Genomic DNA, 25,966 nt, shown 5'->3' with positions numbered 1-25,966 from the left:
GTCTCCAGAGTAAATGCGAACATTTGCGGACGCGAGTCGCGAGGTGCCTCCGAAGGTCATTCCGTCCCCAAGTACGCGGCACGACGAGGCGCCGATCAAGCATGCGAGGTCGCCGGACTGCACGTGAAAGATCGCTGTCGGAGGCCCAACTCGGGGAGAATATCCGTCTCAGGCATTCCGTATCGGAGCGCGCCGTAGTCCTTCTCGCGGAAACGCGCTACCCTTGTTCCTGGCGGATCGCGGTGTTATGCCCCGCGCAACCCGGTGGGCAGGTCAGGATGGAACTCACGACAAAGGTCGGCTATCGCGCCGAGATCGACGGCCTGCGCGCGATCGCGGTTCTTTCTGTTCTTGCCTTCCACTACGGCGCGCCGCTTCCCGGTGGATTCACCGGCGTCGACGTATTCTTCGTCATCAGCGGGTTCCTGATCACGCAGATCCTGGCAAGCGAGATTGCCGCCGGGACCTTCTCCGTCCTTGGCTTCTATGATCGGCGAATGCGGCGCATCTTGCCGGCGCTGCTGACCATGCTGGGCGTTGTTTTGCTGGCAGGCCGGTTCCTGCTGATGCCGGGCGATTACGCATCGCTCGCGAAGAGCACCGCCAGTGCGGCGTTCGGTGTCTCGAACTTCTACTTCCTCGACCACACCGGCTATTTCGATCGCGCTGCGGATTTCCAGCCGCTGCTGCACACCTGGTCGCTCGCCGTCGAGGAGCAGTTTTATGTGGTGTGGCCGCTGCTGCTGCTCGGCCTGACCATGATCGGCGCGAGATTTGCGCTTGCCGCGACCCTCGCCGCATTCGTCGCGATCGGCTGCGCCGGCAGCATCGCCTATTTCGGCATCGAGCCCAAGAGCGCGTTCTACATGGCGCTGCCCAGAGCCTGGGAGCTCGGGCTCGGCGCGCTCCTTGTCTTTCTGCCTGTGCTGCCGCGCCTGATCGGCGAGCTGGCGACGGTGGCCGGGCTGGCGCTCGTCGCCGCCGGATTTCACCTGGTATCGTCAGACAACTTTCCCGGCGCGGCCGCGCTCTTCCCCTGCCTCGGCGCGGCCCTGGTGATCTGGCCGTGTGCGCGACCGACGCTTTCGGGACGCCTGCTCGGCCTGCTCGCGCCGATCGGCTTGATCTCCTACAGCCTGTATCTCTGGCACTGGCCGATCTGGGTCTTGTTCCGGACCTACATCGGCAACGGCATGCCGGATCACACCCAGGCCATCGTCATCGCAGCCGCTTCAATCATAATATCGGCGGCCTCTTACCGCTATGTCGAGCAGCCCTTCCGTAGACGGCGCTGGAGCGCGGCCCAGACCGTCGCGACCGGGCTCGCCGGCATCATGGCGGTCTTCTGCGCCTCGATGTATGTCGACAGTTCGGATGGGCTGCCGCAGCGGATTCCTCCAACCGGGCTCGCGATGCGCAGCCTGGCCGTGATGTGGGACTGGCCCTGCCAGGAGATGACGATCGACACGATCCCCGGCGCCTACTGCGTGTTCGGCGCGCCCTGGAAAGGTGCGAAGCGCAAGACGCTGATCTGGGGCGACAGTCACGCATCGCACTTTGCGCCGGTCGTCGACGCCATCAACAGCGACTCCGAACGATCCTTCCTGGTCTATGCGGGCTGCTCGGCCGTGCTCGGCGACGGCAACGACATCTTCCCCGTCGGCGCTCCGCAATATCCGGACTATTGCCGGCGCTTTCATGCCAATGGTGAGAAGCTGCTGCGGGAAGACACCGCAATCGATCAGGTGATCCTCACCTCCAACTGGCTCGATCTGCCCGTACGGATCGGCAACAAGGACGACGCCGCGTTCGGCCTGGAAGCGATGCGCAGCGCGCTGTCGAAGCTCGCCAACCAAACCGCAATGCCGCAGCGCCGCTTCATCCTGGTCGGCACGGTGCCGGAGCTTCCCCTGAGCGTCGTCGAATGCGCCCATCAGCTCCATTCAACGCTGCTGCGGGCACCCTGCGCGGCGACGATCCAGCGGGCCGACGAGCGCCTGATCCGCAAGAAGACGGATTTCATCGATGCCATGTTCGTCGAGGTTGCCAAGTCGGCCCCAAACGTCTCGGCCGTGATCCCCGCAGAGCGGCTCTGCCGCAACGACACCTGCGAGGTCTCGATGGACGGCGAGTTTCTCTGGCGTGACGGCGGCCACATCCGGCGGAATCTGCGCCCGCAGACGCGGCGGGACTTTGCCGAGAGAATCGGATTGACGGCGGCGCTTGCCGATGGCCGCCGCGACGCTGCGGCCCAACCCGGTCCCGCCAGCGTCCAGACTCGATGACCTAGCTGGCGATAACCGGCTAGGAATGCGCGGCGGTGACGAGGCCTGAGGAAAACCGCCTGAACGCGATCGGCTTGCGGTGATTGACGACGCGGTCCCATTCGCAGGCGAGCTCGAAAGGCCCCTCGCCCGCGGCATCGAAATCGACGCGCGCGGCACCATGCGGATTGAGCTTGACCAAATGCGAGAACGAGCTCGACGGCCCGGTCAGCGTCAGGTTCGCGCTGGCCGTGACCTGGCTCGAGTTCATGATGAAATAGCTGATGCCGGTCAGATTCCGGTCGCCTTCTACGAGGGCGGAGCGGCGCACGAATTTGGATTTCAGCGGCGGAAACTGATCCATGTATTTATGCGAATGGGTGATCTGCGGCGCCCCGCGGTCGCTGCGCGGCATGAAGATGGTCATGAACTGAGGTGACGTGGTGCCGAGGAAGTCGATACCCGACGGCGAACTGTAGTGGCACGTGATCGAGAACATGCCGTGCTCATCGGGCTCGCGGCCGAGCAGCTCCGATATCGGCTTCTGAAGCGTTTCGAAATGCTTCACCCGATGCTTGCGAAACGCGACCAGGCCGCCGTTCCGGTCGAACGCCCGGATACCGTAGATGATGTCGATATTGGTGTCGGGGGCGAGGAAGCTCAGGTGATGCGGAATGCTGATGACGGTGTCGAAATCGCCGTCATGCCGATAAAGCTGCACCATGTTCTGACGGATCGGCGATCCGAACAGGGCCGGATTGGCCTTTTTCAGCTTCATATGGGCCGCATCGACCATGCGGCCGGCGCGCGCCAGCGCCTTGGGAATAAAGGCGGTCATAACTTCAAATCTCCAAACGCGGCCTTCTGAAAGCACGATCGCAGAGCGGGATTGAACGGCGCCTCGGTGAAATAGATCGGCGGCAGCGAGTGCTCGATGCCGAGGGCGCCGCTGGACAGGTTGCGGAACACCGTGAAAACCGCAAACTGGCTCGCCCCGCCGCGGATACGCACCGACAGTCCCTGCTCCGGCGCCACGCCGTTCCGCCGCGCCACGTCGCCAATCGGAAGCAGACAGGTCGTATTGAAACTCGCCTCGATCTCGGTCACGGCCAACACGTCCGCGGCGAGATTTCGGATCTCGACCTGAAGCCTGTTCGGCCGTGCTGGCTTGTCGCCTTCACCGGCAAGATTGACCAGGACGACGTAGGTTTCGCAGTTCGGCATGAGGACGTTGTAGTGCGCCTGATGCAGGATCGGCGAGAACTTGAAATTGGGATCGCGAAGCGGCACCAGTCCCGTCAACACCGCGATCTGCTGGTCGTCATTGCGGAAGCACAGTTCGCCTTCGAACTCGCCGATGTTCCCACCTACCAGCTCCACCGTGTTCATCTCATCGGCAGTGGCAGGGAGCTGCTGCGCCCAGTGCGACCGCCAGATCCTGACGATCCGATCCGGCTTGAGCTCTGTGACCGCGGCAAGCGCGCCGTCCTGGAAGGTCCGGATCCTGATCAGGTCGACCCCGGCGTTCATCGCGAAGCCCGCCTCTTGTCCGAGGGCCACGAGCGATGGGATCAGCAATCTTCGTTGCGTCACGCGGAGGTCCTTAAGCTAATCAAAAGGCTGCGGAAAACTAGCCCGCAACCATTCCGCGCACAACCCCCATTTCGCCCAAAGCCCCGCTGACCACAGGCCTCTGCGAGAGTGTGTCGCGCGAGTTCAGCTCGGCTTCGACAGCCGGTAGTTGCCGAGATACAACACGTCCAGCCCCGAGCAGAAGTAAGTATGCAGCGCCTCCAGCGGGGCGTTCACCGTGGGCTGCTCGTTGATGTTGAGGCTGGTGTTGATCAGCACCGGCAGCGACGTCGCGTTCGCGAACTCGCCGAGGAGGCGGCTGTAGAGCGGATTGCTCTCTGCGTGGACGCTCTGGATGCGCGCAGTGTTGTCGACATGGACCACCGCGGGCATCGTCTCGGCGACCTTCGCGTTGACCGGAAACGTCACGACCATGAAGGGTGCATCGAAGGTGTTCTCGAAATAGTCGGCCTGGCGCTCGTACAACACCGAGGGACAGAAGGGTCGGAACTCCTCGCGATACTTGATGGTGAGATTGATGCGGTCCTTCATGCCGGCCTGGCGCGGATCGGCCAGGATCGAGCGGTTGCCGAGCGCGCGCGGGCCGTACTCCATCCGCCCCTGGAACCAGCCGACCGTCTTCTGATCCGTCAGATCGGTGACACAGCGCGCCACGGGATCGTCGAGCAGCTCGAAGCGCGCGCCGATCTTGTCGAGCGTCTCCCGGATCGTGTCGTTGGAATATTCGGGTCCCCAATAGGCATGCGTCAGCGGCGCGATGGCGTGGCCGGCCTCTGCGCATTTGAGCATCGCAGCGCCGAGCGCCACGCCGGCATCATGCGGCACCGGCGGGACGTAGAGCCGGTTCACGGACGGCTCGGCCGCGATCTCCATGTTCATCTTGCAATTCAATCCGACGCCGCCGGCGATGCAGACGTCGCCGCAACCGGTCTGGCGGATCGCGGAACGGATCACCTCGGTGGTCACGATCTCGAGCTGCTTCTGGCCGCTCGCCGCGATGTTGGTCAGGCGCTGGTCGAGCGGCTGGCCGCGCAGGCGCCGCGGCCCGAGGATCTGCTCCATCTTCTCGGTGAATATCCGCTCCTGCCGCGTCGAGAAATCGCTGGTGAATATCTCGGCGTCGCGCCTGCGCTTGTCGAGCTCCGGATCGAGCTCATAGTTGATGCCGTTGGGACGGAGCAGCGTGGCGAACTTGTCGAGATATTCCGGACTGCCATAGGAGGACAGACCCATGACCTTGTACTCGTCATTGGTCATCTGATAGCCGAGATACTGGGTCAGCATCCCGTAATAGAGCCCGAGGCTGTTGTGACGGCCGAACCGCGTCAGCACGCGGAAATCGCTGCCGCGCGCGTGCGCGACGAGGCCAGAGCTGGAGTCGCCGGAGAAATCGAAGCAGGCGACCGTCGCCTCCGAATAGCCGGAGCCGTAGAACGAGCTCGCGGCATGGCAGATGTGATGGTCGTACAGCTCAATCCTGGGGCAGTGGCCGAACTGGTACCTGAAATATTCGGTCAGCCGCTGCGCGTAGTTGGTGTAGGTCTTCAGCGGCGAGCAAATCCAGTCGACGTCGCGCATGGTGATGCCGGCCTGCCTGAGGCAGAAGCCGATCGCGCCGCGCGGCAGCTCGCCGCGCGCATGCTTGGCCAGCGTAAAGCGCTCCTCCTCGGCCGCGGCGATCAATTGGCCATCGCGCAGCAACACCGCCGCGCCGTCATGATGGCCGTGCTTGATCCCCGAGCTGATTCCGATCACATACATGCGTTAATACCTCTGGGACGCCTTCTATAGGAACTGCTTGCCTAGTGAAATAGCGCGCAGCTAGCGCCTGCAATCGATCCTGCGCACCTCGGTCGGCCTGGCGAGGACGAAGACGGTGCGCAGCCCCCATCTGGTCGCGTGGGCGCAGAGCTCGTCATCCGAGGTGGGTTGGGAAACGGAGTCGGGGCCGTAGGCAGGAAAGCCATAATTGGCCTCGTTGCGACACTCGGCCGCTGTGGGATTGAGCCCTCTGATCATCGGTACGCCGAGCAGCGCTGGAATGATCTCCGAGACGGTGCGGCAGTCCTGGAGGTACGACCAGAATGGCACGTTTTCTGGCGGCACGAACACGGCACTGCCCGGCGCATCGGCGAGCCCTCTATCGCGCAGGGTCTTGATCGATTGCGCACGGGGCAGACGCATCATGTCCTCGGCAAGGGCGCGGCGTCTCCCGCTGCCCGGAAGCAGAAGCGTACCGAGGCGCTTTCGTGTCGAGTCGCCGACGTCGGTCGCGTTACCGAGATAGCCGCTCGTGCGCCGCGCGAGTTCCGCCCATTCCTCACCGACAACGATGGGGCTCCTGATCTTCTGCGGCGTATCGAGCGTCACGAGCACGAGCGCGGCGACGAGGAGCTCCGGTCTGAACAGGCTCGGCACCCTGTGCTCGAGCCAGGGGCCGGCATAGGCGACCACGAACACGACCGCGGCAAACGTCCCGACATGAATGAAGTAGTAGGCCGAGCCCCCCGGTATCACCAGCAACACGCTCGGAATGCTTGCCGCAAGCGCCATGATCGCGAATGCTTCCGCGCACAGGCGATCGGCACGCCGACTAACGATCCAGACCACGATGGTGGCACACAGCAGCACGAAATTCGCGACGAGTGACGGCCAGGCCAGTTCGGGATATTCCCAAAGGAAGTTCAGCGGATCGACCATCTTCAGCGACCCGCCCATTGCCCTGAAGATGGCGAATGCCGCGACCGCAGCCAGCACGAGGGCAGCGGCCCCGAGCATCAGGAGCGTCCTCGCTTTCAGGGCCAGCTGCCTGAGCAGCAGGTAGCCGGCCGCAGGCAGGAACACCACGCCGACGGATACCTTCGACATTTCCATCAGCAGTCCGACGACGGCGACGCACCCGGCCTGAATGCAAAGTCTCCGGCGGCTCGCGGTTGTCGAGATTTCCGCAAACAGCGGCAGGCTCAGCAGGAAGATGATCGCGGCAAGGAAATAGGATTCCGAGAACAGGTAGGACGATGTGTTCCACATCTCCGTGCAGAACAGCAGGAAGAGCGGGGCGAGCGCGAGCAGCGCGCCGGAGCGAAGCCGCTCACCGCGCGGGCGCAGCAGATAGGCAGCAAGAAACAGGCTGAAGAACAGCAAGGGGATTGCAACAACCTGCGCCCCGATGAAATAGGCCTGGTAGGTACCACTGCCGAGCCAGCGACCGAGGCAACCAAGCCAGATGTGCGAGAGGAAGTGATAGGTGACCGGCACGAGGCCGTCCATGCCCATGCTGACCGTACCGTAATTGACGAGCATGTTCGCGATCGCGGCGTGAAACAGCGTATCCAGATTCTGGACGCCGACGATCGCCTGTTCGGGCGAGAGCACAGAGGCAAGGCCGCGCGCGTTGATCACCAGGAAATAGCCGAGACCGGCCAGAACGCCCAGGCTGACGGCCGGCAGCTTGTGGCGGAACGGCATTGCGCGCGCTGCAATAACGGTCTGCCGGATGCCGAGAACAGCGAGCGCGAGCAGGATCGGATCGATGAAGAGATCGGCCACCCGCCCGAACGGCAGGGCGAGGCAATTCAGAAACAGCACGGCCAGCGCGGCCATCAGGACCCCGGCATAGGATCGGCCATGCCGCTCCACGAAGGACAGCGTCAGCGTCACTGTAGACACGATCGCCGCCAACAGCAGGAAGGCCTTGGCGAAGGCCAGCCAGTGGGCACCGCCCAGGGGCCCGCGCACGATCGCGCAGATCACGGCCGAGACCGCCGACATCGTCACGGTGAAGATCGTGACAAATTGGACGGGGCTGGCCTTGGTGTCCTCAATCGAACCGGAACGCGCCACCGCGAATGCCGGAAACCAAGGCCTGAGGAGATCTTTTGCTGCCTGCACGCGCGCCCGTCCCAAGGGTGAAGCAAATCTAGGGTTCCGCAACCCGGCGCCTGGGCGAGTTGGTCCCAGATCGCTCCATCGCGGCCAGCGGCGACTTGCCGCTAGCACACAAGGCGCCCCTCCGCTACTGCCGGAAACCTTGCATGATCCTGCCCTCTGCCGTATCTAGCGACTCCCGATCGAGGCTGATCGAACGGCTCGTCTTGGGGGGTAAGGGACGGAAATACCTCTGGTTTTTCGGCCTATCAACGGCAGACGCGGCATTGGTGGACGAGCCATGTGATCATCGCCGAGATCGCGAACCTGCTTCCCCCCGGCGATCCACCTGGCATGGATGAACGTTGATTCAATGAACGCGTCGCCTGGCAAGCAAAGCATCGCGGCAGTGGTCCCGCTGCGCGGGGGCTCGAAATCCATTCCCGGCAAGAACATCAAGCCGTTCTGCGGCCAGCCGCTCTGCGCCTGGACGCTCAGGGCGCTGCTGGACTGCGAGGAGATTTCGCGAGTCTTCGTCTCGACCGACAGCGAGGAGATCGCGGCCGTGGTGAGGTCGATCGATACCCGAATTCTCGTCCACCCCCGTCCCGTCCATCTGGCAACCGACAGCGCGACCACCGAAGAGGCGATCTACGATCTGATCGACGCCTGCGACATCTCCGAAAAATATCTCGTCACCGCGCAGGCAACCAGCCCGCAGACGACCCGCCGGGACGTTTCGGCTGCGATCTCCCAGTTGCTGGCGATCGGTGCCGATTCGCTCGTCACCTGCGTCCGCACCCGGCGTTTCTTCTGGAATGACGATGGCACACCGATCAATTACGATCCGGCGAAGCGCCCGCTGCGCCAGCAATGGAGCGGCACGCTGATGGAGAACGGCGCCTTCTACATTTCGACAGTGGAGCGGCTGAGAGGCGGCAGCGCGCGCCTTCACGGCAAGATCGCCGTCTACGAGATGGACGAGAGCGCGAGCATCGAGCTCGACGAACTGTCCGACTGGGAGACCCTCGAGGCCGCCTTCCGCAGGAACATCGCAAGATGATCATCGACAGAGACCTTCAGAGCTATCTGGTGCACGAGGACGCCTCCATCCAGGAGGCGGCGAGCAAGGTCGCGGCGAACCGGCGCGAAATCGTGTTCTGCGTCGACGGCAGCGGCCGGCTGCTCGGCAGCCTCTCGAACGGCGACATCATCCGCTGGATCGGAGCAGGCGCCGCTTCCGGCGTGCAGGCCGCGGTCGGCGATCTCTGCAACCGCCGGGTCCGCAGCGCCGTCTCGGGTGATCGCGAGACCGCCAACCGGCTGCTGCGCGAGGTGCTCTACGTTCCACTGGTCGACGCCGAGCGCCACGTCGTCGGCGTCGCCCGCAAGCGGCATCCCGGTGAAGGCATCAGGATCGGCAACCGAACCGTTGCGGACGAGAACCCGACCTTCCTGATCGCGGAGATCGGCAACAACCACAATGGCAGCCTCGAGGCCGCCTTTGCGCTGATCAAGGCCGCGGCGGAGGCCGGCGCAGACGCCGCGAAGTTCCAGATGCGCGACATGTCCGGCCTCTACGGCAAGCGGACGAAGGGCCAGAGCGAAGATCTCGGCACCGAATATGTGCTTGACCTGCTCGACCGCTTCCAGCTCGGCGACGAGGACCTCTATCGCTGCTTCGACTATTCGGCCTCGCTCGGCATGGAGCCGCTCTGCACCGCCTTCGACGTCAACAGCGCGGACAAGTGCCGCGCCTACGGATTGAAGGCGATCAAGACGGCGTCCGCGGACCTCACCAATCACGAGCTGCTCCGGCACATCGTCGATCAGCGGATTCCGATCATCTGCTCGACCGGCATGTCGACCGAGGACGAGATCCGCGAGACGGTGAAGCTGTTCCAGACGTCGGGCGCGGAGTACGTCATGCTCCATTGCAACTCGACCTATCCGGCGCCGTTCCGCGACATCAACCTGAAATACATGCTGCGGCTCCAGGAGCTGTGCGAGAGCACGGTCGGATATTCCGGGCACGAGCGCGACGTCTTCGTATCGGCCGCGGCGGTCGCGATGGGCGCGCGCCTGATCGAGAAGCATTTCACGCTGTCGCGCGACCAGGAAGGCAACGACCACAAGGTCAGCCTGCTGCCGCACGAATTCCAGCGCATGGCCGAAGGCGTGCGCCAGGTCGAGGATTCCCTGGGCAGCGCCCTGCCCCGCATCCTCAGCCAGGGCGAGAAGGCCAATCGCATCAGCCTCGGCAAGTCGATCTTTGCGATCGACAGCATCGAGGCCGGCACGACCATTACGCGGGAGATGATCGAGATCCGCAGCCCGGGCCAGGGGCTTTCGCCGAACCGCATCGACGAGGTGATCGGCCAGAGGGCGCGGCGTACGATCCCGGCGCAGACGCCGCTCTACCCGTCCGATATATCCGAGCTCGGCGAGGTTGCCGCCGTCGGACAGATCAGCTTCAAGCGCCCCTGGGGCGTTCCGGTGCGCCATCGCGACGCCAACAAGCTGATCGCGGCGATCAATCCGGATTTCGTCGAGTTTCACCTGAGCTACCGCGACCTTGGCATCGACGATGCGGATTTTCTCGCCGACAGCTATCCGTGCGGATTGATCGTGCACGCACCCGAGCTGTTCGAGGGCGACCACGTGCTCGATCTGACGACGCCGGACGACGACTATCGTGCGCGCTCGATCGCGGAGATGAAACGCGTCATCGCCAAGACCAAGGCACTGGCGCTGCGCTTCAGGAACGACGGCCCGGTCGGCATCATCTGCAATGTCGGCGGCTTTTCCTCGGCACGCTTCCTGACCGCCGAGGAGCGGGCGATTTGCGAATCCCACCTCCGCGCCAGCATCCGCGAGCTCGCCGATGCCGCGGTCGAGCTGTGGCCGCAGACCATGCCGCCCTATCCCTGGCATTTCGGCGGCCAGCGCTATCACAACCTGTTCGTTTCCAGCGAGGACATCGCGCGAAGCTGCCGCGATCTCGGCGTACGCATCTGCTTCGACACCTCGCATTCGCAGCTCGCATGCACGGAGAACAGGTGGTCGTTCGACGAGTTCATGGAGACGATCGGGCCGTTCGTCGCCCATGTCCACATGGCCGACGCCCGCGGCGTCGACGGCGAGGGCCTCCAGATCGGCGAGGGCGAGATCGATTTCGGCAATGTGTTCCGGGTGCTGAACCGGCAGGCTCCGCAGGCCTCGTTCATCCCGGAGATCTGGCAGGGCCACGAGAACGACGGCGAGGGCTTTCGCGTCGCGCTGCAACGGCTCTCGAACTTCGAGGGCCGGTGAAACCGATGCAGCACCCGCTCCCGCCGCCGATCGCCGGCCGATTTGGCCATAGACTGCCCGGGGGCGCGTATGGTAACAGCCGCCGTTTCCCCGACATCACACCGCAAGCTGCCGTACACGCCAATGTTTGACGAAAGATCTGTTCTGATCACCGGAGGCACGGGCTCGTTCGGAAAGAAGTTCGTTGCCGGCCTCCTGAAGAACTTCAAGCCGCGCCGCGTCGTGGTCTATTCGCGCGACGAGCTGAAGCAGTACGAGATGCAGCAGGATTTCGACCAGCCGGTGATGCGCTACTTCATCGGCGACGTTCGCGACGGCGAGCGCCTGCGCACGGCCATGAAAGGCATCGACTTCGTGGTCCATGCCGCGGCGCTGAAGCAGGTGCCGGCCGCCGAATACAATCCCATGGAATGCATCAAGACCAACGTCCATGGCGCGGAGAACGTGATCCAGGCGGCGCTGGAAGCCGACATCGAGAAGGTCGTCGCGCTCTCGACCGACAAGGCGGCACAGCCGATCAATCTCTACGGGGCGACCAAGCTCGCCTCCGACAAGCTGTTCATCGCGGCCAACAACATGGCCGGCGGCCATCGCACATCGTTCAGCGTGGTCCGCTACGGCAACGTGGTCGGATCGCGCGGCTCGATCGTGCCGCTGTTCAACAAGCTGATCGCCGAGGGCGCCGATCACCTGCCGATCACCGACCCGCGCATGACCAGGTTCTGGATCTCCCTGCAACAGGGCGTCGACTTCGTGATCAAGAGTTTTGAGCGCATGTCGGGCGGCGAGATCTTCGTGCCGATGATCCCGTCGGTGCGCATCCCGGACCTCGCGGCCGCGATGGCGCCGAGCCTGCCGACCCGCGTGATCGGCATCCGGCCGGGCGAGAAGCTCCACGAAGTCATGTGCCCGATCGACGACTCGCATCTGACGCTGAAATTCCACGACCACTTCGTGATCAAGCCGACGATCAAGTTCTTCCGCCGCGACGTCGACTACCTCACCAACCAGATCGGCGAACGCGGCGAGGCGGTACCCGACGGCTTCGAGTACAATTCGGGCAGGAACGAGCACTTCCTCGACGTGGCCAAGATCAGAGACTTCAACAAGATAGCGGTCCAATGATCCCCTATGGGCGCCAGGATATTTCCGCTGAGGACATCGACGCGGTCAGGGACGTCCTGACATCGGACTGGCTGACCCAGGGACAGGCCGGCCCACGCTTCGAGCAGGCGCTGGCCAAATATTGCGGCGCGGACCACGCCGTCGCCGTCTCGAACGCAACCGCCGCACTTCACATCGCCTGTCTCGCGCTCGATCTCGGGCCCGGCGACCTCCTGTGGACGGTGCCGAACACTTTCGTGGCGTCGGCCAATTGCGCCCTCTATTGCGGTGCGAGCGTCGATTTCGTCGACATCGATCCACGCACCTACAACATGAGCGTCGCGGCATTGGCCGAAAAGCTCGCGCAGGCGGACGCAGCGGGGCGTTTGCCGAAGGTCGTGGTGCCCGTGCATTTCGCGGGGCAATCCTGCGAGATGGCAGAGATCCGCGCCCTGTCGCAGCGCTACGGCTTTCGCATCATCGAGGACGCCTCTCACGCGGTCGGCGGCGATTATCGGGGACGCAAGGTCGGTAGCGGCGGCCTCAGCGACGTCACGGTGTTCAGCTTCCATCCCGTCAAGATCATCACGACGGGCGAAGGCGGCATGCTGCTGACCAACGCGCCGAAGCTCGCTGAACGGCTGTCATATCTGCGCACCCACGGCATCGTTCGCCCCGCGCAGGCGCCTGCCCCGGCCGACGAGCGGCATTCCAACGAAGACCGGCACGGTCCCTGGATGTATGAGCAGATCGAGCTCGGGCTTAACTACCGCATGACGGACATCCAGGCCGCGCTCGGCACCAGCCAGCTTTCCCGGCTCGACGCCTTCGTCGCGCGCCGGCGCGAGCTCGCCGCGCGATACGATACCCTGCTCGCGAAACTGCCGGTGATCCGACCGTGGCAGCATCCTGACACGAATTCGGCCTGGCACCTCTACGTGATCCGGCTGCGGCGCAATGAGATTAGGCTCAGCCGTCGCCAGGTTTTCGAGGCGCTGCGCGCCGCCGGCATCGGCGTCAACGTGCACTATATCCCCGTGCACACCCAGCCCTATTACCAGCGCATGGGCTTCAAGGTCGGCATGTTCCCGGAGGCCGAGAGCTACTACCAGGATGCCATCACGCTGCCGCTGTTCTCGAAGATGACGGATGCCGAGCAGGACACCGTCGTCGCGGCGCTCACGAAGATCCTCGCGTGAAGATCGCGGTGATCCCGGCCCGCGGCGGCAGCAGGCGCATCCCGCGCAAGAACATCCGTTCATTCTGTGGCAAGCCCATCATCGCCTATTCGATCGAGGCGGCACGGGAGAGCGGCCTGTTCGACGAGATCGTCGTCTCCACGGAGGATGAGGAGATCGCGGAAGTGGCGCGCCAATGCGGCGCGACGGCGCCGTTCGTCCGGCCGAAGGAGATCGCCGACGACCACACCGGAACCGCCGCGGTCGTCAAGCACGCAGTCGCCTGGTTCATCGAACGCGGCAACGACGTCACGCACGTCTGCTGCATCTACGCGACCGCTCCGCTGGTCCAGGCGCGATTCCTGCGCGAAGCCCACGACGCCCTCACCCGCTCCGACGCCGCCTTCGCGTTTTCGGTGACGAGCTACGCGTTTCCGATCCAGCGCGCCTTGCGCATGACCGCTGCCGGCCGCGTCGATCCGTTTTATCCCGAGCACCGCCTGACCCGATCACAGGACCTCGAACCGGCCTATCACGACGCGGGCCAGTTCTACTGGGGCACGGCGGCTGCGTTTCTCGAGGATGTGCCTATATTCTCTGAGCGCTCTGTTGGAATTGTGCTGCCGCGGCACTTCGTCCAGGACATCGACACCGTCGAGGATTGGGAGCAGGCCGAATACATGTTCCGCGCGATCAACCGGAGCTAGTTCCGGTCGACGAGCAACGGACGGAGGAAGGCGGCGAGATCACCCTCTCCGAACAGATGCCCGGGTATGCCCGCCGCGCCGGCCGCCTCGATGTCGCGACCGCTGTCGCCGACCAGCAGGCTGCCCTCGATCCGCACCGGCCAGGCCTTCAGGCAATCGAGAATCATGCCGGGCGCCGGCTTGCGCCGGTCACTCGCGCCCCGATACGCCTCGACCGTGCCGTCCTCGTGGTAGGGGCAATATTGGAAGTCATCGATATGGGCGCCGATTGCGGCCAGCTCGGCGCTCATCCAGTCGTGCAGCCGGTGGACGTCGTCGATGCCGTAGTAGCCGCGCGCGACGCCCGACTGATTGGTCACGACGAAGGCGTAGTAGCCGAGATCGTTGCACAGCCTGATGGCTTCGCGCGCGCCCGGCATCCACTCGAAATCGTCGATCTTGTAGACATAGGCCTTGTCGACGTTCAGGACGCCGTCGCGGTCGAAGAACACCGCCGGGCGCTGCAGGATGCCGGGCAAGGCGGTCCGGGCGCGTGCGAGACCGGCGGGATCGCTTATGTCGACGAAGAACCCGTCGTAGGTCCTGGCAACGAACCGCCCCTCCTCCACGAGCCGCGGCACGATCTGCCGCTCGAGCGAGCACGGCGCCTCACCGATGTAGTCAATAATCGTGCGGTCGACACAATAGACGCCGCCGTTGGCCGGTCCGCCCGCAGCCGGCTTCACGGCCGCCTGGATGACCGGCGGGGCCCCGTGTGCGGCGCCAGCGAGACCAAGCAGATTGAAGTCGAAGAATGTGCGGCCGTTCAGGAGGAAGAAGCGCGCCTGCAATCGCACCGAGACATGCTTCAATGCGCCGGCGCTGCCGAAATGCGAGGGCGTCGTCGCCACGGATATGTTCGCGCCACGCCAACGCCTGCCATGATAGTCTTCGGCAATGCCCGCGGCAGCGTGGTCGGCGAGCAGGAGAATGTCGTCGATCGTCGGATAGCGCGACAATTCGTCGAGCAGATAATCGAGAAACGGCCTGCCGGCGATGTCCAGCAGCGGCACGGGGACCGGCCGTGCCGACTCGCCGGACGGAGTTTCTACACCGCCGATCAGGATGACGACCTGCCTTACCATGTCGCCAGTTCCGCAGCCTGTCGCGCAGACGGGACCACATCGCGATCGAATGTCATCTCAGCCGGGGCACCTCAGGAAATCAATGGAGCCGCGGCGTGGCATTCGCCTAGCGCATGCGCGCCCGCCTCGGCTTGCTCATCATGGCGTAGAGCAGCAGCGCCAGCAATGCAATCGCCCCGGCGAAAGCCGCGTAGCGAAACGGCCGCGGCGAAACCTGCCTGATCGTCACGTCGTCGCCGAGCGTCGCCGGATAGGTCTTGGACGGCCCGATCCGCGTCGCCAGCGCGCGCCGCTCGCTGGTGGCGACCGCCAGCCGATCCTCGTTTCGCGACACCAGGTCGAGCAGCCAGACCCGCCGCAGCGCGAGCGAGGCTGGATCGGTTGATGACGACGGTGCGACCGCGTCCATCGATGCCAGCGTCTCGCGCACCTTCATGAGGCTGGCCACGTTGGCATCGATCAAGGCCATTTGGGTGTTGAGCTCCTCGAGAACGGGAAGCCGGAGCTTCTCCTGGTCCGCGTTCAGAGTCCGCAGGATGGCCTGTAACGCCTCGGTCGTGCGCTGCTCGCTGGGGCCATTGACGGTGAGCGACGCCAGATCGGATGTTTGCGGCCGAACGGTGAAATTGTCGAAGAGCCGCTCTTCGGCCTTGTCGCCGCCGCCGGCCGAGCCGATTGCCTCCGCAACACGGCGCCTGAACGGTGCCGAATTCATGTGAAGCACAGTCGACTGCATCGGCATGACATCCGCGCCGTCGACCCGGCCGAGCTGCATCGTGGCCTCCGCCGAGTAGACCGCGGGACGCGTGCGATCCACCACGAACACGACCAGCATCGCGATCAGCGTGCCCAGAACGATCAGCCGTAACCGCGCGCGGACCGATTGGCCAAGATATCCGAGCATTCCGCCGACATAATCGACGCTCGATATGGAAGCCGACGTATCATTCATGCTGTGGCGCCCTCTCGAAAACGACCGCTGCATCCGTTGGGTTCGCCGTCGATGCCACCCGGCTCGCCCGCCACCTGTCCTCCATGACGTAAACAAGAACCGCCAGCGCCAGCTTCACCATGAAGGTGAGCTGGACGAACGAATTCACCATTCCCGAGACGACACAGATCGCGACCGCATACAATATCGGAGTGAGAAAAAAGCAAGTGGCATAACGCTCCTCGATAATGCAGCGCGTCAGCAAGAACATGAATTCGGAGAACAATATGGCCGAGGCCGCCACGAGGAAAAATCCTCCCACGGGCCCAGCGATTTCGAACAGCACTTCGGGCCAACCTCCGGTGTAGGTCTGTCCCTGCGTGAGCAAGGCGTGCGCGCGGTCGAGCGGAAGCGCCTGCCCCATGAGAAATTGCATGGTGGAATTGGTCGCCGGATTGAACGGATCGACGAACAGTTTGAACATGGCGAGAGCGCCGTTCCAGTCGCCGTTGATGAAGACCCGCTCGTAGCTGGCCCACCACATCTCGCCCTGCTGGACCAGGATGCGCTGCGTGAGCTTGAACCGCACCAGATCGATTTCCGAGCCGCGAACGACCGTGTACGAGTGAATCAGCGCCGCTGCGATCAGAACCACAAGTCCGGCCGCCGGCAGCCCGAAATAGCACAGGATCCGCACCGGGTTGCGCTGCTCGACGCCCTTCTGCGGCCGGAGCAGCATGGCGCCGACGGGAATGATAAAGAATGACGAGTAGGAATAGAACGACGAGAAACGGTGCCCGACCACGAACAGATAGATCAGCAGAGCGCCGAACAAGGCCGCAAACCGCAGGTCGAACCGGCCGCCGCGCAGCACCGGCAAAGTCATGAACAGACCGAGCTGGAAGGCCAGCATCGGGCCCCACTCGACCAGGCGCTGATGCAGGGGGCCGCCATATTGCCGCGTGTAGTCGAACCGCTCGATCCCGGCCAGGAGCGGGATCGGGCCGCTTAGCCGCAACTCGATCCAGAGCGCGAGCACGTAGACCAGCACGACCCAGAATGCGACGTTGGAAAGGTCAAAGCGCCCCGGTGGCAGCACGCCAGCGAGCCAGCCTCGCGAGCCGGTCGCGAGCGCCTGCAGACGCTGCGGACGAAACGAGACCAGCAGCGCGGCAATGAAGAGGCCCTGTGACGCAGCCAGCGGCAGCACCGCCAGGCCTGGTCCGACATAGCGCTCCAATTCTTCGGAGAACACCGGTCCGAACGCGTCGATATAGAAGACGGAGATCAGTCGCCAGACGAACGAGAAGAAAACCAGGAACACCATCACTGCGAGCCCCGGCCGGCTCACGGCGATCCGCATCATGATCGCCAGGATGAATCCGATCGCGACGATGTCCAGCAGAGCCGGAAGCAAGGTCTCGAACGACCACCACGAGACGAGCATCTCTTCCCCTTTGGACAAAAAGAAGCGGTCCAATCCCCCGGGCCGAGCCAATCGTCAGAAAGTCGTGCCGGGATGCGCGCGCAATCAGAGGCCCATGATGAGCTTTTGCAGCTCGGTCGTATTCGGCGTCGCGAAGAAAGGACGCCTGTTCTGCGTCGGCACCATGCGCGGGAAGCAGAAGAAGGTGGCGGTATAGAGCAGGCGGCCATGCCCGGGACCCATTCGGCTTCCCATGTGCAGGCACTTGGTGGTGTCGACCATGAATGCCGCCAGTCGCGGAGCCTTCATCACCTTGATGTCGCTGCGCGGCACCTTGCTGAACACCTGCTCGTCGGGGAAGTGGCTGGACAGCAGAGGATAGCCGAACTTGTCCGTCGCCTGTCGCGGCAGGAAGGTGAACGGACCGTCGCCGTCCTCCTCGACGTCGGTCAGGTAGCTGAAGAACTTGATGACCCGGACGTCGTCATGGTCGCGATGCCAGAGCTGCGACGAGGCGAGCTCCTCGCCGGTGTAGCGCGAATAGGATAGGAGGACGTAATCGAGCCAGGGGATCTCCCCAAGCGCCGCCGAGATGACGTTGATGACCGGGGCTTGCAGCGCATATTGAACGAAGACGTTGTCGGCGCTGAGCTGGCCGTTCTCCATCTCCGCGTCCAGAAGCCGCACCCAGAACTTCTTCCAGGTGGAATTCTGGCCCGCTTCCGCGGATTCGATGTTCTGAAGCCTGACCTGACCGGCGGCAGCGATTTGCTGCTGGATTTTGGAATCGATCAAATCCGTGACGATCGCGTAGCCGTCCCGGTTCAGGTCATCGGCCTTGGCGCGTTCGGCGGCGGTGACGTCGAGCAGCAGTGCCTGCCGGCGCCTCTCGCGCTTCTCATTCAGATGCCAGGTATTGACGCCGGCTTTTACGGCCCACCGGAGCGGAGACCGATTCACGTGCCAAAGTGCTCTGGACATCAATCCCATGTTGCCCCACCCAATCGTGCCGGAAATATGTTGCGCATCCCCTGTGCCCAAGGGCTGATCGGACGGTTGCCATTAGCAAATCCGCCAATAGCGAGCAACCGCAGAGTGTTTGCCGGGAACTTGGCGACGCTAGACGGCGGGCCTGCGCCTATCGATTCGTCATCGCGCGCGCGAACTTGCCGAACATGGCGCGGTCGCCGCGCGAAAGGATCAGCATCATGCTCAGCGCCCACGCTGCGATGCAACCTGTCGCACCGGCGACGATCAGTGCCGGGAGCGTCTCCGGCGTCACGTAGATCTTATAGGCGCGCACCAGCACCGCGAGGATCGCAGCCACGAGCGCCTGCCTGGCGACATGCTGCCAGAACAGCCGCCTCGGCAGGCCCATGAGCCTCAGCATGCGATGCGCAAGGACCGGCGTGAGCACGACATAGGACACCACCCAGCCCACGATGAACGCCCGGTCCTGGAACCAATGCAGCGTGATCGCGGTCACCGCATATTGCACAGCCACTTGCGAATACAGGTAGCGGTTGGCGAAGCGCATGAAATCCGCCCTCACCATCAGCGCCGTCTGTCCGGCACTGATCATGACATTGGCGGCCGGAACGATCAGCGCAAGTGCGAGCCAGGGCCATTGCTCGGCGCTTTGCGGCCCGACCCACACCTTCAATATCTCCTCCGAGTACAGCGCCATCAACACCACGATCGGAATCACGATCGCGGCAGGCAGCACGAAGCTGTTGCGGCCCAGGAGCTGCAACCGTCGCACGTCGGTCTTCTCGTCGATATGCGCCGAGATCGGCAGGATCGCGGAGAACAGCGGGCTCAGCACGGCCTTCAGGAAGCGTGGCAGGCGCATCAGAAGATCGTAGGCGCCGACCTGGGCTGGGCCATAGAGCGCGCCGATCGCGAGCGGAATGATGGTCTGCTGGAGGACACCGCCGATGCGCGCGTTGAACATCAGCCAGCCCCGATACACCAGATCGTCACGCGTCTCACGGCTCCAGGTGCCGAAGCGAAGCGACGTGCGCCGCATGGCGAAGGCGACGATGAGCGCAAGCACGAGATATTTGACGACCACGGTGGCGAGATAGGCGTAGGCGATCCACTCGAAGGAGAGATTGCTCCAGACCGCAAGATAGATCGCGGCGACGTAGAGGACGCTGCCTCCCACCTCGGTCATCCGCAACCAGCCATATTCCTCGAACCCCTTCAGCACGCCTTCCACCACGAGGCCGACGAAGGCGATCGGCGTGATCAGCGCGGTGACCTTCAGGATCGAGATAAAGGCCGGCATCTCCTCCTGCGCCACCTTGAACAAGACTGCGAGCACGGGCGCTGCGAACCACAGCACCACGCTGGAGACCAGTCCCGTAATCACGGCGACCACGGTCAGGAAGGAGACCCGCTCGCTTGCCGCCGCCCAATCGCCGAGCCGCCCGCGGGCGACCATCTGGGTCGTGGTTTCCGACACGCCAAAGTCGATCAGGGACAGAAAGCCATTGGGCAGAAACGACCGTGCGAGGGCGATGAGGCCGAGGACGGCGAGACCATAGAATTTCGCAATCAGGCCGACCGAAAACAGTCCCAGCACGCCGGCAAGGCCGAAAGCGACGGCGGAGATCGCAGTGTTGTGCAGGAAGCGGCGGAGCACGGATCAATCCGCTTCCGCGAGCTGAAGGCTGGCGCCGCTGAACATGCGGCTCGCCTGCATGCTCGTCGCCGGCCTGACCACGAAACGGCGCTGGTCGCCCGAGGCGGCATCGAGGCGGTGCATGATCGCGTTCACCGCGTCGACCCCGAAGGCCTTGCCGGCCCGGCGACGCTCGTTCTCGGCGGACTCATAGCGCCGGCGCAGCGCGGAGCTCGCCCTGTATCCGAGGGTACGGCGAACCGCATCGACGGCGACGCCCCGAAGGGACGGCGCCGGCACGGCGCGGCGCGGCAGCGCATCGCGTCCTGCGGCTGCGATGGTCGCGAAGACGGCGTCGCAGACGCGCGCGGAGCTCGCGCCGTCGACGGCGGTATAGAGCTCGCTGATGATCTGGCCGCGAAACGCTGCAGTCTCCGGCGGCGGCGGCGGCAGCTTCGCCTCGAGCCCCTGCCCGACCAGTTCGATCATCTCGTCCGTGTCCATCGCCGGGCGGCTGACGCGCGTCGCGGAATCGAGGCGCAACGCGGGCGTATTGAACCATTCCATGCTGAGCGGCTCGACGTTCAGCATCGTCGCCTCGATGGCGGTCGAGCAGTTCTGATGGACGAGCACGCGCGCGCCGCTCAGCCATTCGAGCGACGTGCCGCTCTGGATCACACGCGCATTGGGCAGCGCGGCCAGCGTGTCGTAGGAGCCGATGTTCTCGAACGGATGTGGCCGCAGCACGAACTGCACCCCGGAAAAGTGCTTCGCAAGCGTGATCGCCGTCTCCAGCGTGTTGCGATAGGCGTTCCGGCCGTCGGCGATGAACTGGCGCGCAAACTCCTGCGAGAAGCCGGCTTGCACCATCGTCGCTTCCTCGTCGGACGAACTGTTCGAAAAGCGCGGGTTGACGGTCGGAAAGTTGGTGTTGATCAAGACGTAGCCCGACCCGACGGACGGTTCCGGCAGCGCAGCGCGCCAGGGCGGCGCGCAGAAATCGTAGCGCGGGCAGCCCGTGGCATGAAGGAGATCCGCCGAGACGGTGCCGTGCCGCAGGAAGGCCGCATACTGCGCCTGTCCCCAGACGCAATAGAGGTCGACGAGTTCGCCACCACCGGCGCTCTTCACCATGCCCGCGAACTGATCGGCATTCTTGCCGCCGATGCCTTCGGTATCGAGAACACCAACCAGCATTCCCGCACGCTTGTAGGCCTTGATCAGGTCGACATTATTGGGCCGGGTGTAGTTCACGAGCACCATGTCCGGCCGCAGCGCCGGCACATCAAAACCCTGCTCGTACATCGGCACCAGCGTGGCCCGCGCGCCACGCGTCGCCAGTTGTCGCGCGAGCAGCGCCAACCCTTCGAGGTCGCGAAGCGGGTTGTCGACGATCAGGCAGACATGCGGCCGGTCAGCCACGGGCGCTCCTCGCCGTCCCCTGCTTCGCCGATGCCGCCTCGTCCGCGGACGACAGCAGGTCCCAGCTCATCGGCGTACCGCGGCGAACCGCGCGGCCGACCCGCTTGCCGATCAAGGTGTCGAAATATTTCGGCGGCAGTCCAAGGCCGGGGCGAATGATGCGCAGGTTCTTCTCGCTCAACACGTCGCCGGCCGCGAGGTCCTCCGACACGTAGAGCGAACGACGGAACGTCAGCGACTTGCGCTCCTTCTCCGTCAGTTCATACTGCACTTGGCCAAGCGCGAGCCACGCCCGCTCCGTCTCGACGACGAGTGCGGCCATCTCCTCCGGCTCCATCGAGAACGTCGAATCCACGCCGCCGTCGGCGCGCGCCAGCGTGAAGTGCTTCTCGATCACGGTCGCGCCGAGCGCAACGCTCGCCACCGAGGCGCCGATGCCGAAGGTATGATCCGAAAGGCCCACCTCGCAATCAAACAGCGCGCGCATGTGGGGGATGGTGAGCAGATTGGTGTCCGAAGGTGACGCCGGATAGGTGCTGGTGCATTTGAGCAGGACGAGCTGCTTGCAGCCGGCGGCCCGCGCCGTCCGCACGGCCTCATCGATCTCGCCTGCGCTCGCCATTCCGGTCGAGACGATCATCGGCTTGCCGGTCGCCGCCACCTTGCGAATGAGCGGCAGATCGGTGTTCTCGAACGAGGCGATCTTGTAGCAGGGAACGCCGAGGCCCTCGAGGAAGTCGACCGCAGTGGCGTCGAACGGCGTCGAGAACGGAATCATGCCATGCGCGCGCGCACGCTCGAAGATCGGAGCATGCCATTCCCAGGGCGTGTAGGCCTCCTGGTAGAGGTTGTGCAGCGCGCGGCCGGCCCAGAGGCTGTTCGGATCCTCGATGACGAATTCGTCGGTCGCAAGGTCGAGCGTCATGGTGTCGGCGGTATAGGTCTGAAGCTTGAGCGCATGAGCACCGGACTTCGCGGCGGCATCGACGATCGCCAGCGCCCGATCCAACGACTGATTGTGGTTGCCCGACATCTCGGCAATGATGAATGGCCGATGCGACCGGCCGATTGCATGACCAGCAATAGAGATCGTGTCCGTCATCAGCTGCTCCCGACACTTCCAAAGATGCCGCCGCCGGGGCGACCACGACCTGATCGGTTCGTCGTATCAGGCATCTATTATCACAACCTCGAAGCCGGCGCGCCGCGCGGCCCTGATGGACGGCTCATTGTCTGAGTAGACGTGGGCGCGAAGGCAACCAAAGCGGGCCCTAACTTCGTTCAGCATCAGCTTCGCGACCCCGCGGTTACGATGCTCCGGCGCGACGGTATAAGACACGTCTTCGCCGTCCACCCTGAAAGTTGCAACCGGCTCTCCATCCAACTCGAAGATGAAAAGGCCTGGCTTATTCATCTTGAGCCTTCGATCAAGCCAACCAAGATGTTCATCCCATTCCACAACGTCCTTGTTCTTGGACATCGTGCGGGTCGACTCGTCATTGCGCCACTCGAACAACCGTCGAGCGTCGTCCTTAGTGGCCGGTCGTATTCGAAAATCGCTCATGATGGCAACCCCGCCCAACCGCGATCCCAATAGGCGCAGGCCCAACGTTAGTCAACATCGAGGAGAACCCGCGCTAGCGCTGCTTCCTATTGTAAAATCAAGAGAAATCGTGACGACATCGTTGGGAATCGCCGGTCTTGCCGTGTCAGGGTCGGGAACCGAGCATGGCACACACACGACCACTGCCCTCTCCGTCCACCAGTGCAAAGGCAGCCTTCCCCAGCGCGACGGCACGAGCCGAATCGTCCAGCAGGGAGCGGAGAGCATGCCCAAGCGTCTCGGCGCTGACGGAAGCGGCCGATCCGAGGTATAGAACCGCCCCTGCATCGGCCAGCGCAGCAAGCGTTCCAATCTGGTTTGCTGCAATATGGACCACCACGGCCGGCAGACCGAGGCAGCAACGTTCCCAGCTCATCACGCCGCCCGCGCCGACCGATAAATCGGCACGCCTCATCAGCTCGGCAATATTATTCGCACCACGATACAGCTCGACGTTCGGTACCCCGCGGCAGAGCGCTTCGACCGAATCGGCGTGCGGATTCGTCTGACCGATGACGACATCCACAGCGAGCCGCGACATCGCGAGACTGCCGATCGCCTGCAACGCTTTCGCAGTCTCGTTGGTCGGGTCCGAGCCGCCGAAGCAGATCAGAATGCGACCGATCCGGCCGTCGCGCTGTGCGCGCAAACGTCGCTGTGCGGCGAACTCCGGTCGCAGCAGCGCGTAGCCGGGCCCGAGCAACTGCACGCAGCCGGCGGAAACACGGTCGCGATAGCGCGTCTTCATATGGAGAACGAGATTCTGGTCGAGGAGCATCTCGCAATCATGGTCGCGGTCGGCGAGATCATCGATGGCGAGAATGCGCAAGCCCTCTCGCCGGCAGGCGCGCTCCCATCGGGCGTCAAGAGCGTAGTGATCGACAATGAGCCATTCGGCCGGACCGATCTCGGCCAGGGCGCTCCTCGTCTGCTCCGCGTCCTGTCGCCACGTCGTCGGCAGCCAGTGTGCATGCGGACCGGCGCGATCGTCGGTCTCCGGCGCCGGCGCGGACGGGTCGGGCAGCAGCTGCACTGCATGTCCGCTGCCTTCCACCAGGTGCGCCAGGCCGCCCGCGTGGCTGCGCATGAGGAAGCGCGATCTCACCCCGCTGCTGGCGAGCGCGTTGGCGAGTGTGAGGCACCGCGTCAGGTGACCCAGTCCCATCTCGACCGAAGCGTCGACGCGAAAGACGGCCTGCCTATTCATCGATTCGAGCCAGCATTCCTCTGCCCTGCCCCCGGTCGGCCAGCACGCAGGTTTACCCCGCGGGGCGCGGCCAGAAAGAGCCGTTTACTACCATAGTTCGGCAACGGAACTCGCTTCAATCCACCCTTGAGCTATCGGGCAGGCTTCTATATGCGGAAACCGCAACCAAACAACCCCGCCCCACGCATGTCATCCGACAAGACCCTCCTGATCACGACGCTCGCCGAATACCAGACCCGGTTCTGGATTCCCGTGGCACAGCGGCTGCGGGCGGCGGGACGCGAGGTCGAACTGCTGGCCTTCGACGATCGCAGCGCCGAGATGTCGGCGGCCGCCGGCGTGCCCGCCATGAACATGTATCGCGAGGGCCTCAAGACTGGCGCGCCACCCGACGACGGGCAGGCTTTCGACGCGCGCGTGGCAGGCTACGGGCTCGACGGTAGCAATTTCCTGTTCAGCCACGAGCGCTTCACCTTCGGCATCCGCGACACTGCATCGCTGCGCCGGCGGTTCATGATCTACACCAACGCCATGGAAGTCTTGCTCGACCGGCTCGAGGCCCAAGGCAAGGGCGCCGAGCTGATCCAGGAGCTCGGCGGCTTCCTGTCGGTGATTACGAGCTTCTACGCGGCGCGGCGCCGCGGCATCCGCAACTGGTTCATCGAGCCGTCGTTCTTTCGCGGACGGATGTATTTCACGCCGGACAGCTTTGGCGCGCCCGAGATGATGGCGAGGCCGGCCGAAGCGGTGTCGTCCGACGTGAAAGCCTATCTCGACGAAACGCTGAACCAGCGCGCGATCGTGATCCCGAAGAAGGACCAGCACCACTACTCGGCAGCCCTGAAGAAGGTCGTCAACCTGCGCAACTCGCGCCGCCTTGCGGAAAAACTGTGGGACCAGTTTGCGCTCGGCAAGCACCAGGAGTTCGGACACAATCTGCGGCATGCCCGCGTGCACGCCATGATGGCCGTCAATGCGGCTCGACTTCGCAAGCTGTATCGTCCGATCCCGGACACGCCCTTCGTCTACTATCCCTTCCATGTCCCCGCGGACATGGCGCTGACGCTGCGCGCGCCGGACTATCTCGACCAGGTTGCAACCGTCGACTTCCTGCTGCGCACGATCCCGGATTCGCACGTCCTGGTCGTCAAGGAACATCCCGCGCAGATCGGCGCGATCTCGGCCGAACGACTGTTCGAGCTCGCGCGGCGCTTCGACAATTTCGTGCTGCTGCCGCCGCAGACCAACAATTATGCGGTGCTCAACCGGTCCGATGCGGTGATCTCCGTCAACAGCAAGTCGGGCGCGGAGGCTTTGCTGCTCGGCAAGCCGGTCGTTGTGATGGGCGATGCGTTCTATCGAACCTGCCCGCTGGTGCATCGCGCCGACCGCCTGGCCGACGTTCCGCAGCGCCTGCGCGAGGCGCTCCGAGCCGGACCGTTCGATCCAGCCAAGGGCGCGCCCTATTTCGAGGCGGCATGGCGGCGCTCGTTTCCCGGCGAGCTCTATATCAGCGATACCAAGCTGCTCGACACGTTCACGGCTTCCTTGCAAGCTGCGCTCGCCGAGCCTGCCGTCGCGCACTGAACGGACCCCCGCGCC

At 64.1% G+C, this 25,966-nt stretch carries 20 protein-coding genes; 7 read left to right on the top strand and 13 right to left on the bottom strand.

Annotated elements, in window-relative coordinates:
• Positions 1–278 precede the first annotated feature (278 nt).
• Positions 279–2,285, top strand: coding sequence for an acyltransferase family protein (locus tag AYJ54_RS38695; protein WP_063707689.1), 2,007 nt, complete (start codon positions 279–281; stop codon positions 2,283–2,285).
• 19 nt (positions 2,286–2,304) lie between these two features.
• On the opposite strand, the gene AYJ54_RS38690 is transcribed toward AYJ54_RS38695, so the two are convergent.
• The 4 genes from AYJ54_RS38690 to AYJ54_RS38675 form a co-directional block, all read right to left on the bottom strand.
• Positions 2,305–3,102 carry a hypothetical protein gene (locus AYJ54_RS38690; protein WP_063707687.1) on the bottom strand — a complete coding sequence of 266 codons (798 nt, stop codon included), beginning with the start codon at positions 3,100–3,102 and terminating at the stop codon, positions 2,305–2,307.
• Positions 3,099–3,857 carry a hypothetical protein gene (locus AYJ54_RS38685; RefSeq protein ID WP_136624225.1) on the bottom strand — a complete coding sequence of 253 codons (759 nt, stop codon included), beginning with the start codon at positions 3,855–3,857 and terminating at the stop codon, positions 3,099–3,101. The genes AYJ54_RS38690 and AYJ54_RS38685 overlap by 4 nt, the downstream gene beginning before the upstream one ends.
• 123 nt (positions 3,858–3,980) lie before the next feature.
• Positions 3,981–5,618 carry a carbamoyltransferase family protein gene (locus AYJ54_RS38680; protein WP_063707683.1) on the bottom strand — a complete coding sequence of 546 codons (1,638 nt, stop codon included), beginning with the start codon at positions 5,616–5,618 and terminating at the stop codon, positions 3,981–3,983.
• A gap of 60 nt (positions 5,619–5,678) precedes the next feature.
• Positions 5,679–7,748: a hypothetical protein gene (locus tag AYJ54_RS38675; protein ID WP_063707681.1), complete on the bottom strand. Its 2,070-nt coding sequence runs from the start codon at positions 7,746–7,748 to the stop codon at positions 5,679–5,681.
• A 349-nt stretch (positions 7,749–8,097) separates the two neighbouring features.
• Between AYJ54_RS38675 and AYJ54_RS38670 the strand changes: the two genes are divergently transcribed.
• From AYJ54_RS38670 to pseF, 5 genes are all read left to right on the top strand, one after another.
• Complete coding sequence (locus AYJ54_RS38670; RefSeq protein ID WP_063707825.1) at positions 8,098–8,787, top strand: acylneuraminate cytidylyltransferase family protein; 690 nt, start codon at positions 8,098–8,100, stop codon at positions 8,785–8,787.
• The gene (locus AYJ54_RS38665; RefSeq protein ID WP_063707679.1) at positions 8,784–11,036 is read left to right on the top strand and encodes an N-acetylneuraminate synthase family protein; all 2,253 of its coding nucleotides are present in this window, start codon (positions 8,784–8,786) and stop codon (positions 11,034–11,036) included. The genes AYJ54_RS38670 and AYJ54_RS38665 overlap by 4 nt, the downstream gene beginning before the upstream one ends.
• Positions 11,037–11,159: 123 nt before the next feature.
• A complete protein-coding gene (gene pseB / locus AYJ54_RS38660; protein ID WP_063707678.1) occupies positions 11,160–12,161 on the top strand; it encodes a UDP-N-acetylglucosamine 4,6-dehydratase (inverting) in 1,002 nt (333 codons plus the stop codon).
• On the top strand, positions 12,158–13,339 hold the full coding sequence (gene pseC / locus AYJ54_RS38655) for a UDP-4-amino-4,6-dideoxy-N-acetyl-beta-L-altrosamine transaminase (protein WP_063707675.1): 1,182 nt from the start codon (positions 12,158–12,160) through the stop codon (positions 13,337–13,339). The genes pseB and pseC overlap by 4 nt, the downstream gene beginning before the upstream one ends.
• The gene (pseF, locus tag AYJ54_RS38650; RefSeq protein ID WP_063707673.1) at positions 13,336–14,025 is read left to right on the top strand and encodes a pseudaminic acid cytidylyltransferase; all 690 of its coding nucleotides are present in this window, start codon (positions 13,336–13,338) and stop codon (positions 14,023–14,025) included. The genes pseC and pseF overlap by 4 nt, the downstream gene beginning before the upstream one ends.
• On the opposite strand, the gene AYJ54_RS38645 is transcribed toward pseF, so the two are convergent.
• The 9 genes from AYJ54_RS38645 to pseG form a co-directional block, all read right to left on the bottom strand.
• Positions 14,022–15,149, bottom strand: a complete 1,128-nt coding sequence (locus AYJ54_RS38645; protein ID WP_063707671.1) for an HAD-IIIA family hydrolase — start codon at positions 15,147–15,149, stop codon at positions 14,022–14,024. The two genes, pseF and AYJ54_RS38645, sit on opposite strands and share 4 nt — an antisense overlap.
• Positions 15,150–15,255: 106 nt before the next feature.
• A complete protein-coding gene (locus AYJ54_RS38640) occupies positions 15,256–16,101 on the bottom strand; it encodes a GumC domain-containing protein (RefSeq protein ID WP_063707669.1) in 846 nt (281 codons plus the stop codon).
• Positions 16,094–17,527 (bottom strand): DUF6418 domain-containing protein, encoded by a 1,434-nt coding sequence (locus AYJ54_RS38635; RefSeq protein ID WP_063707667.1) that lies wholly within the window; start codon positions 17,525–17,527, stop codon positions 16,094–16,096. Before AYJ54_RS38635 ends, AYJ54_RS38640 begins: the two co-directional genes overlap by 8 nt.
• Before the next feature lie 84 nt (positions 17,528–17,611).
• Positions 17,612–18,466 carry a hypothetical protein gene (locus tag AYJ54_RS38630; RefSeq protein WP_245329237.1) on the bottom strand — a complete coding sequence of 285 codons (855 nt, stop codon included), beginning with the start codon at positions 18,464–18,466 and terminating at the stop codon, positions 17,612–17,614.
• 178 nt (positions 18,467–18,644) lie between these two features.
• Positions 18,645–20,153, bottom strand: coding sequence for an oligosaccharide flippase family protein (locus tag AYJ54_RS38625; protein WP_063707663.1), 1,509 nt, complete (start codon positions 20,151–20,153; stop codon positions 18,645–18,647).
• 3 nt (positions 20,154–20,156) lie between these two features.
• Entirely contained in the window at positions 20,157–21,554 is a 1,398-nt protein-coding gene (locus tag AYJ54_RS38620) for a surface carbohydrate biosynthesis protein (protein ID WP_063707662.1), read from the bottom strand.
• A complete protein-coding gene (gene pseI / locus AYJ54_RS38615) occupies positions 21,547–22,656 on the bottom strand; it encodes a pseudaminic acid synthase (protein ID WP_063707660.1) in 1,110 nt (369 codons plus the stop codon). The genes AYJ54_RS38620 and pseI overlap by 8 nt, the downstream gene beginning before the upstream one ends.
• A gap of 66 nt (positions 22,657–22,722) precedes the next feature.
• A complete protein-coding gene (locus AYJ54_RS38610; RefSeq protein WP_063707824.1) occupies positions 22,723–23,118 on the bottom strand; it encodes a GNAT family N-acetyltransferase in 396 nt (131 codons plus the stop codon).
• Between the two features lie 145 nt (positions 23,119–23,263).
• Positions 23,264–24,364: a UDP-2,4-diacetamido-2,4,6-trideoxy-beta-L-altropyranose hydrolase gene (gene pseG / locus AYJ54_RS38605; protein WP_063707654.1), complete on the bottom strand. Its 1,101-nt coding sequence runs from the start codon at positions 24,362–24,364 to the stop codon at positions 23,264–23,266.
• Between the two features lie 186 nt (positions 24,365–24,550).
• Between pseG and AYJ54_RS38600 the strand changes: the two genes are divergently transcribed.
• Positions 24,551–25,951, top strand: a complete 1,401-nt coding sequence (locus AYJ54_RS38600) for a capsular polysaccharide export protein, LipB/KpsS family (protein WP_063707651.1) — start codon at positions 24,551–24,553, stop codon at positions 25,949–25,951.
• Positions 25,952–25,966 lie beyond the last annotated feature (15 nt).

The sequence above is a fragment of the Bradyrhizobium centrolobii genome (genome assembly GCF_001641635.1).
Taxonomy (GTDB): Bacteria; Pseudomonadota; Alphaproteobacteria; order Rhizobiales; family Xanthobacteraceae; genus Bradyrhizobium; species Bradyrhizobium centrolobii.
Note: the sequence above shows the minus strand (reverse complement) of the source record. Positions and strands in the feature narration are given on the sequence as shown.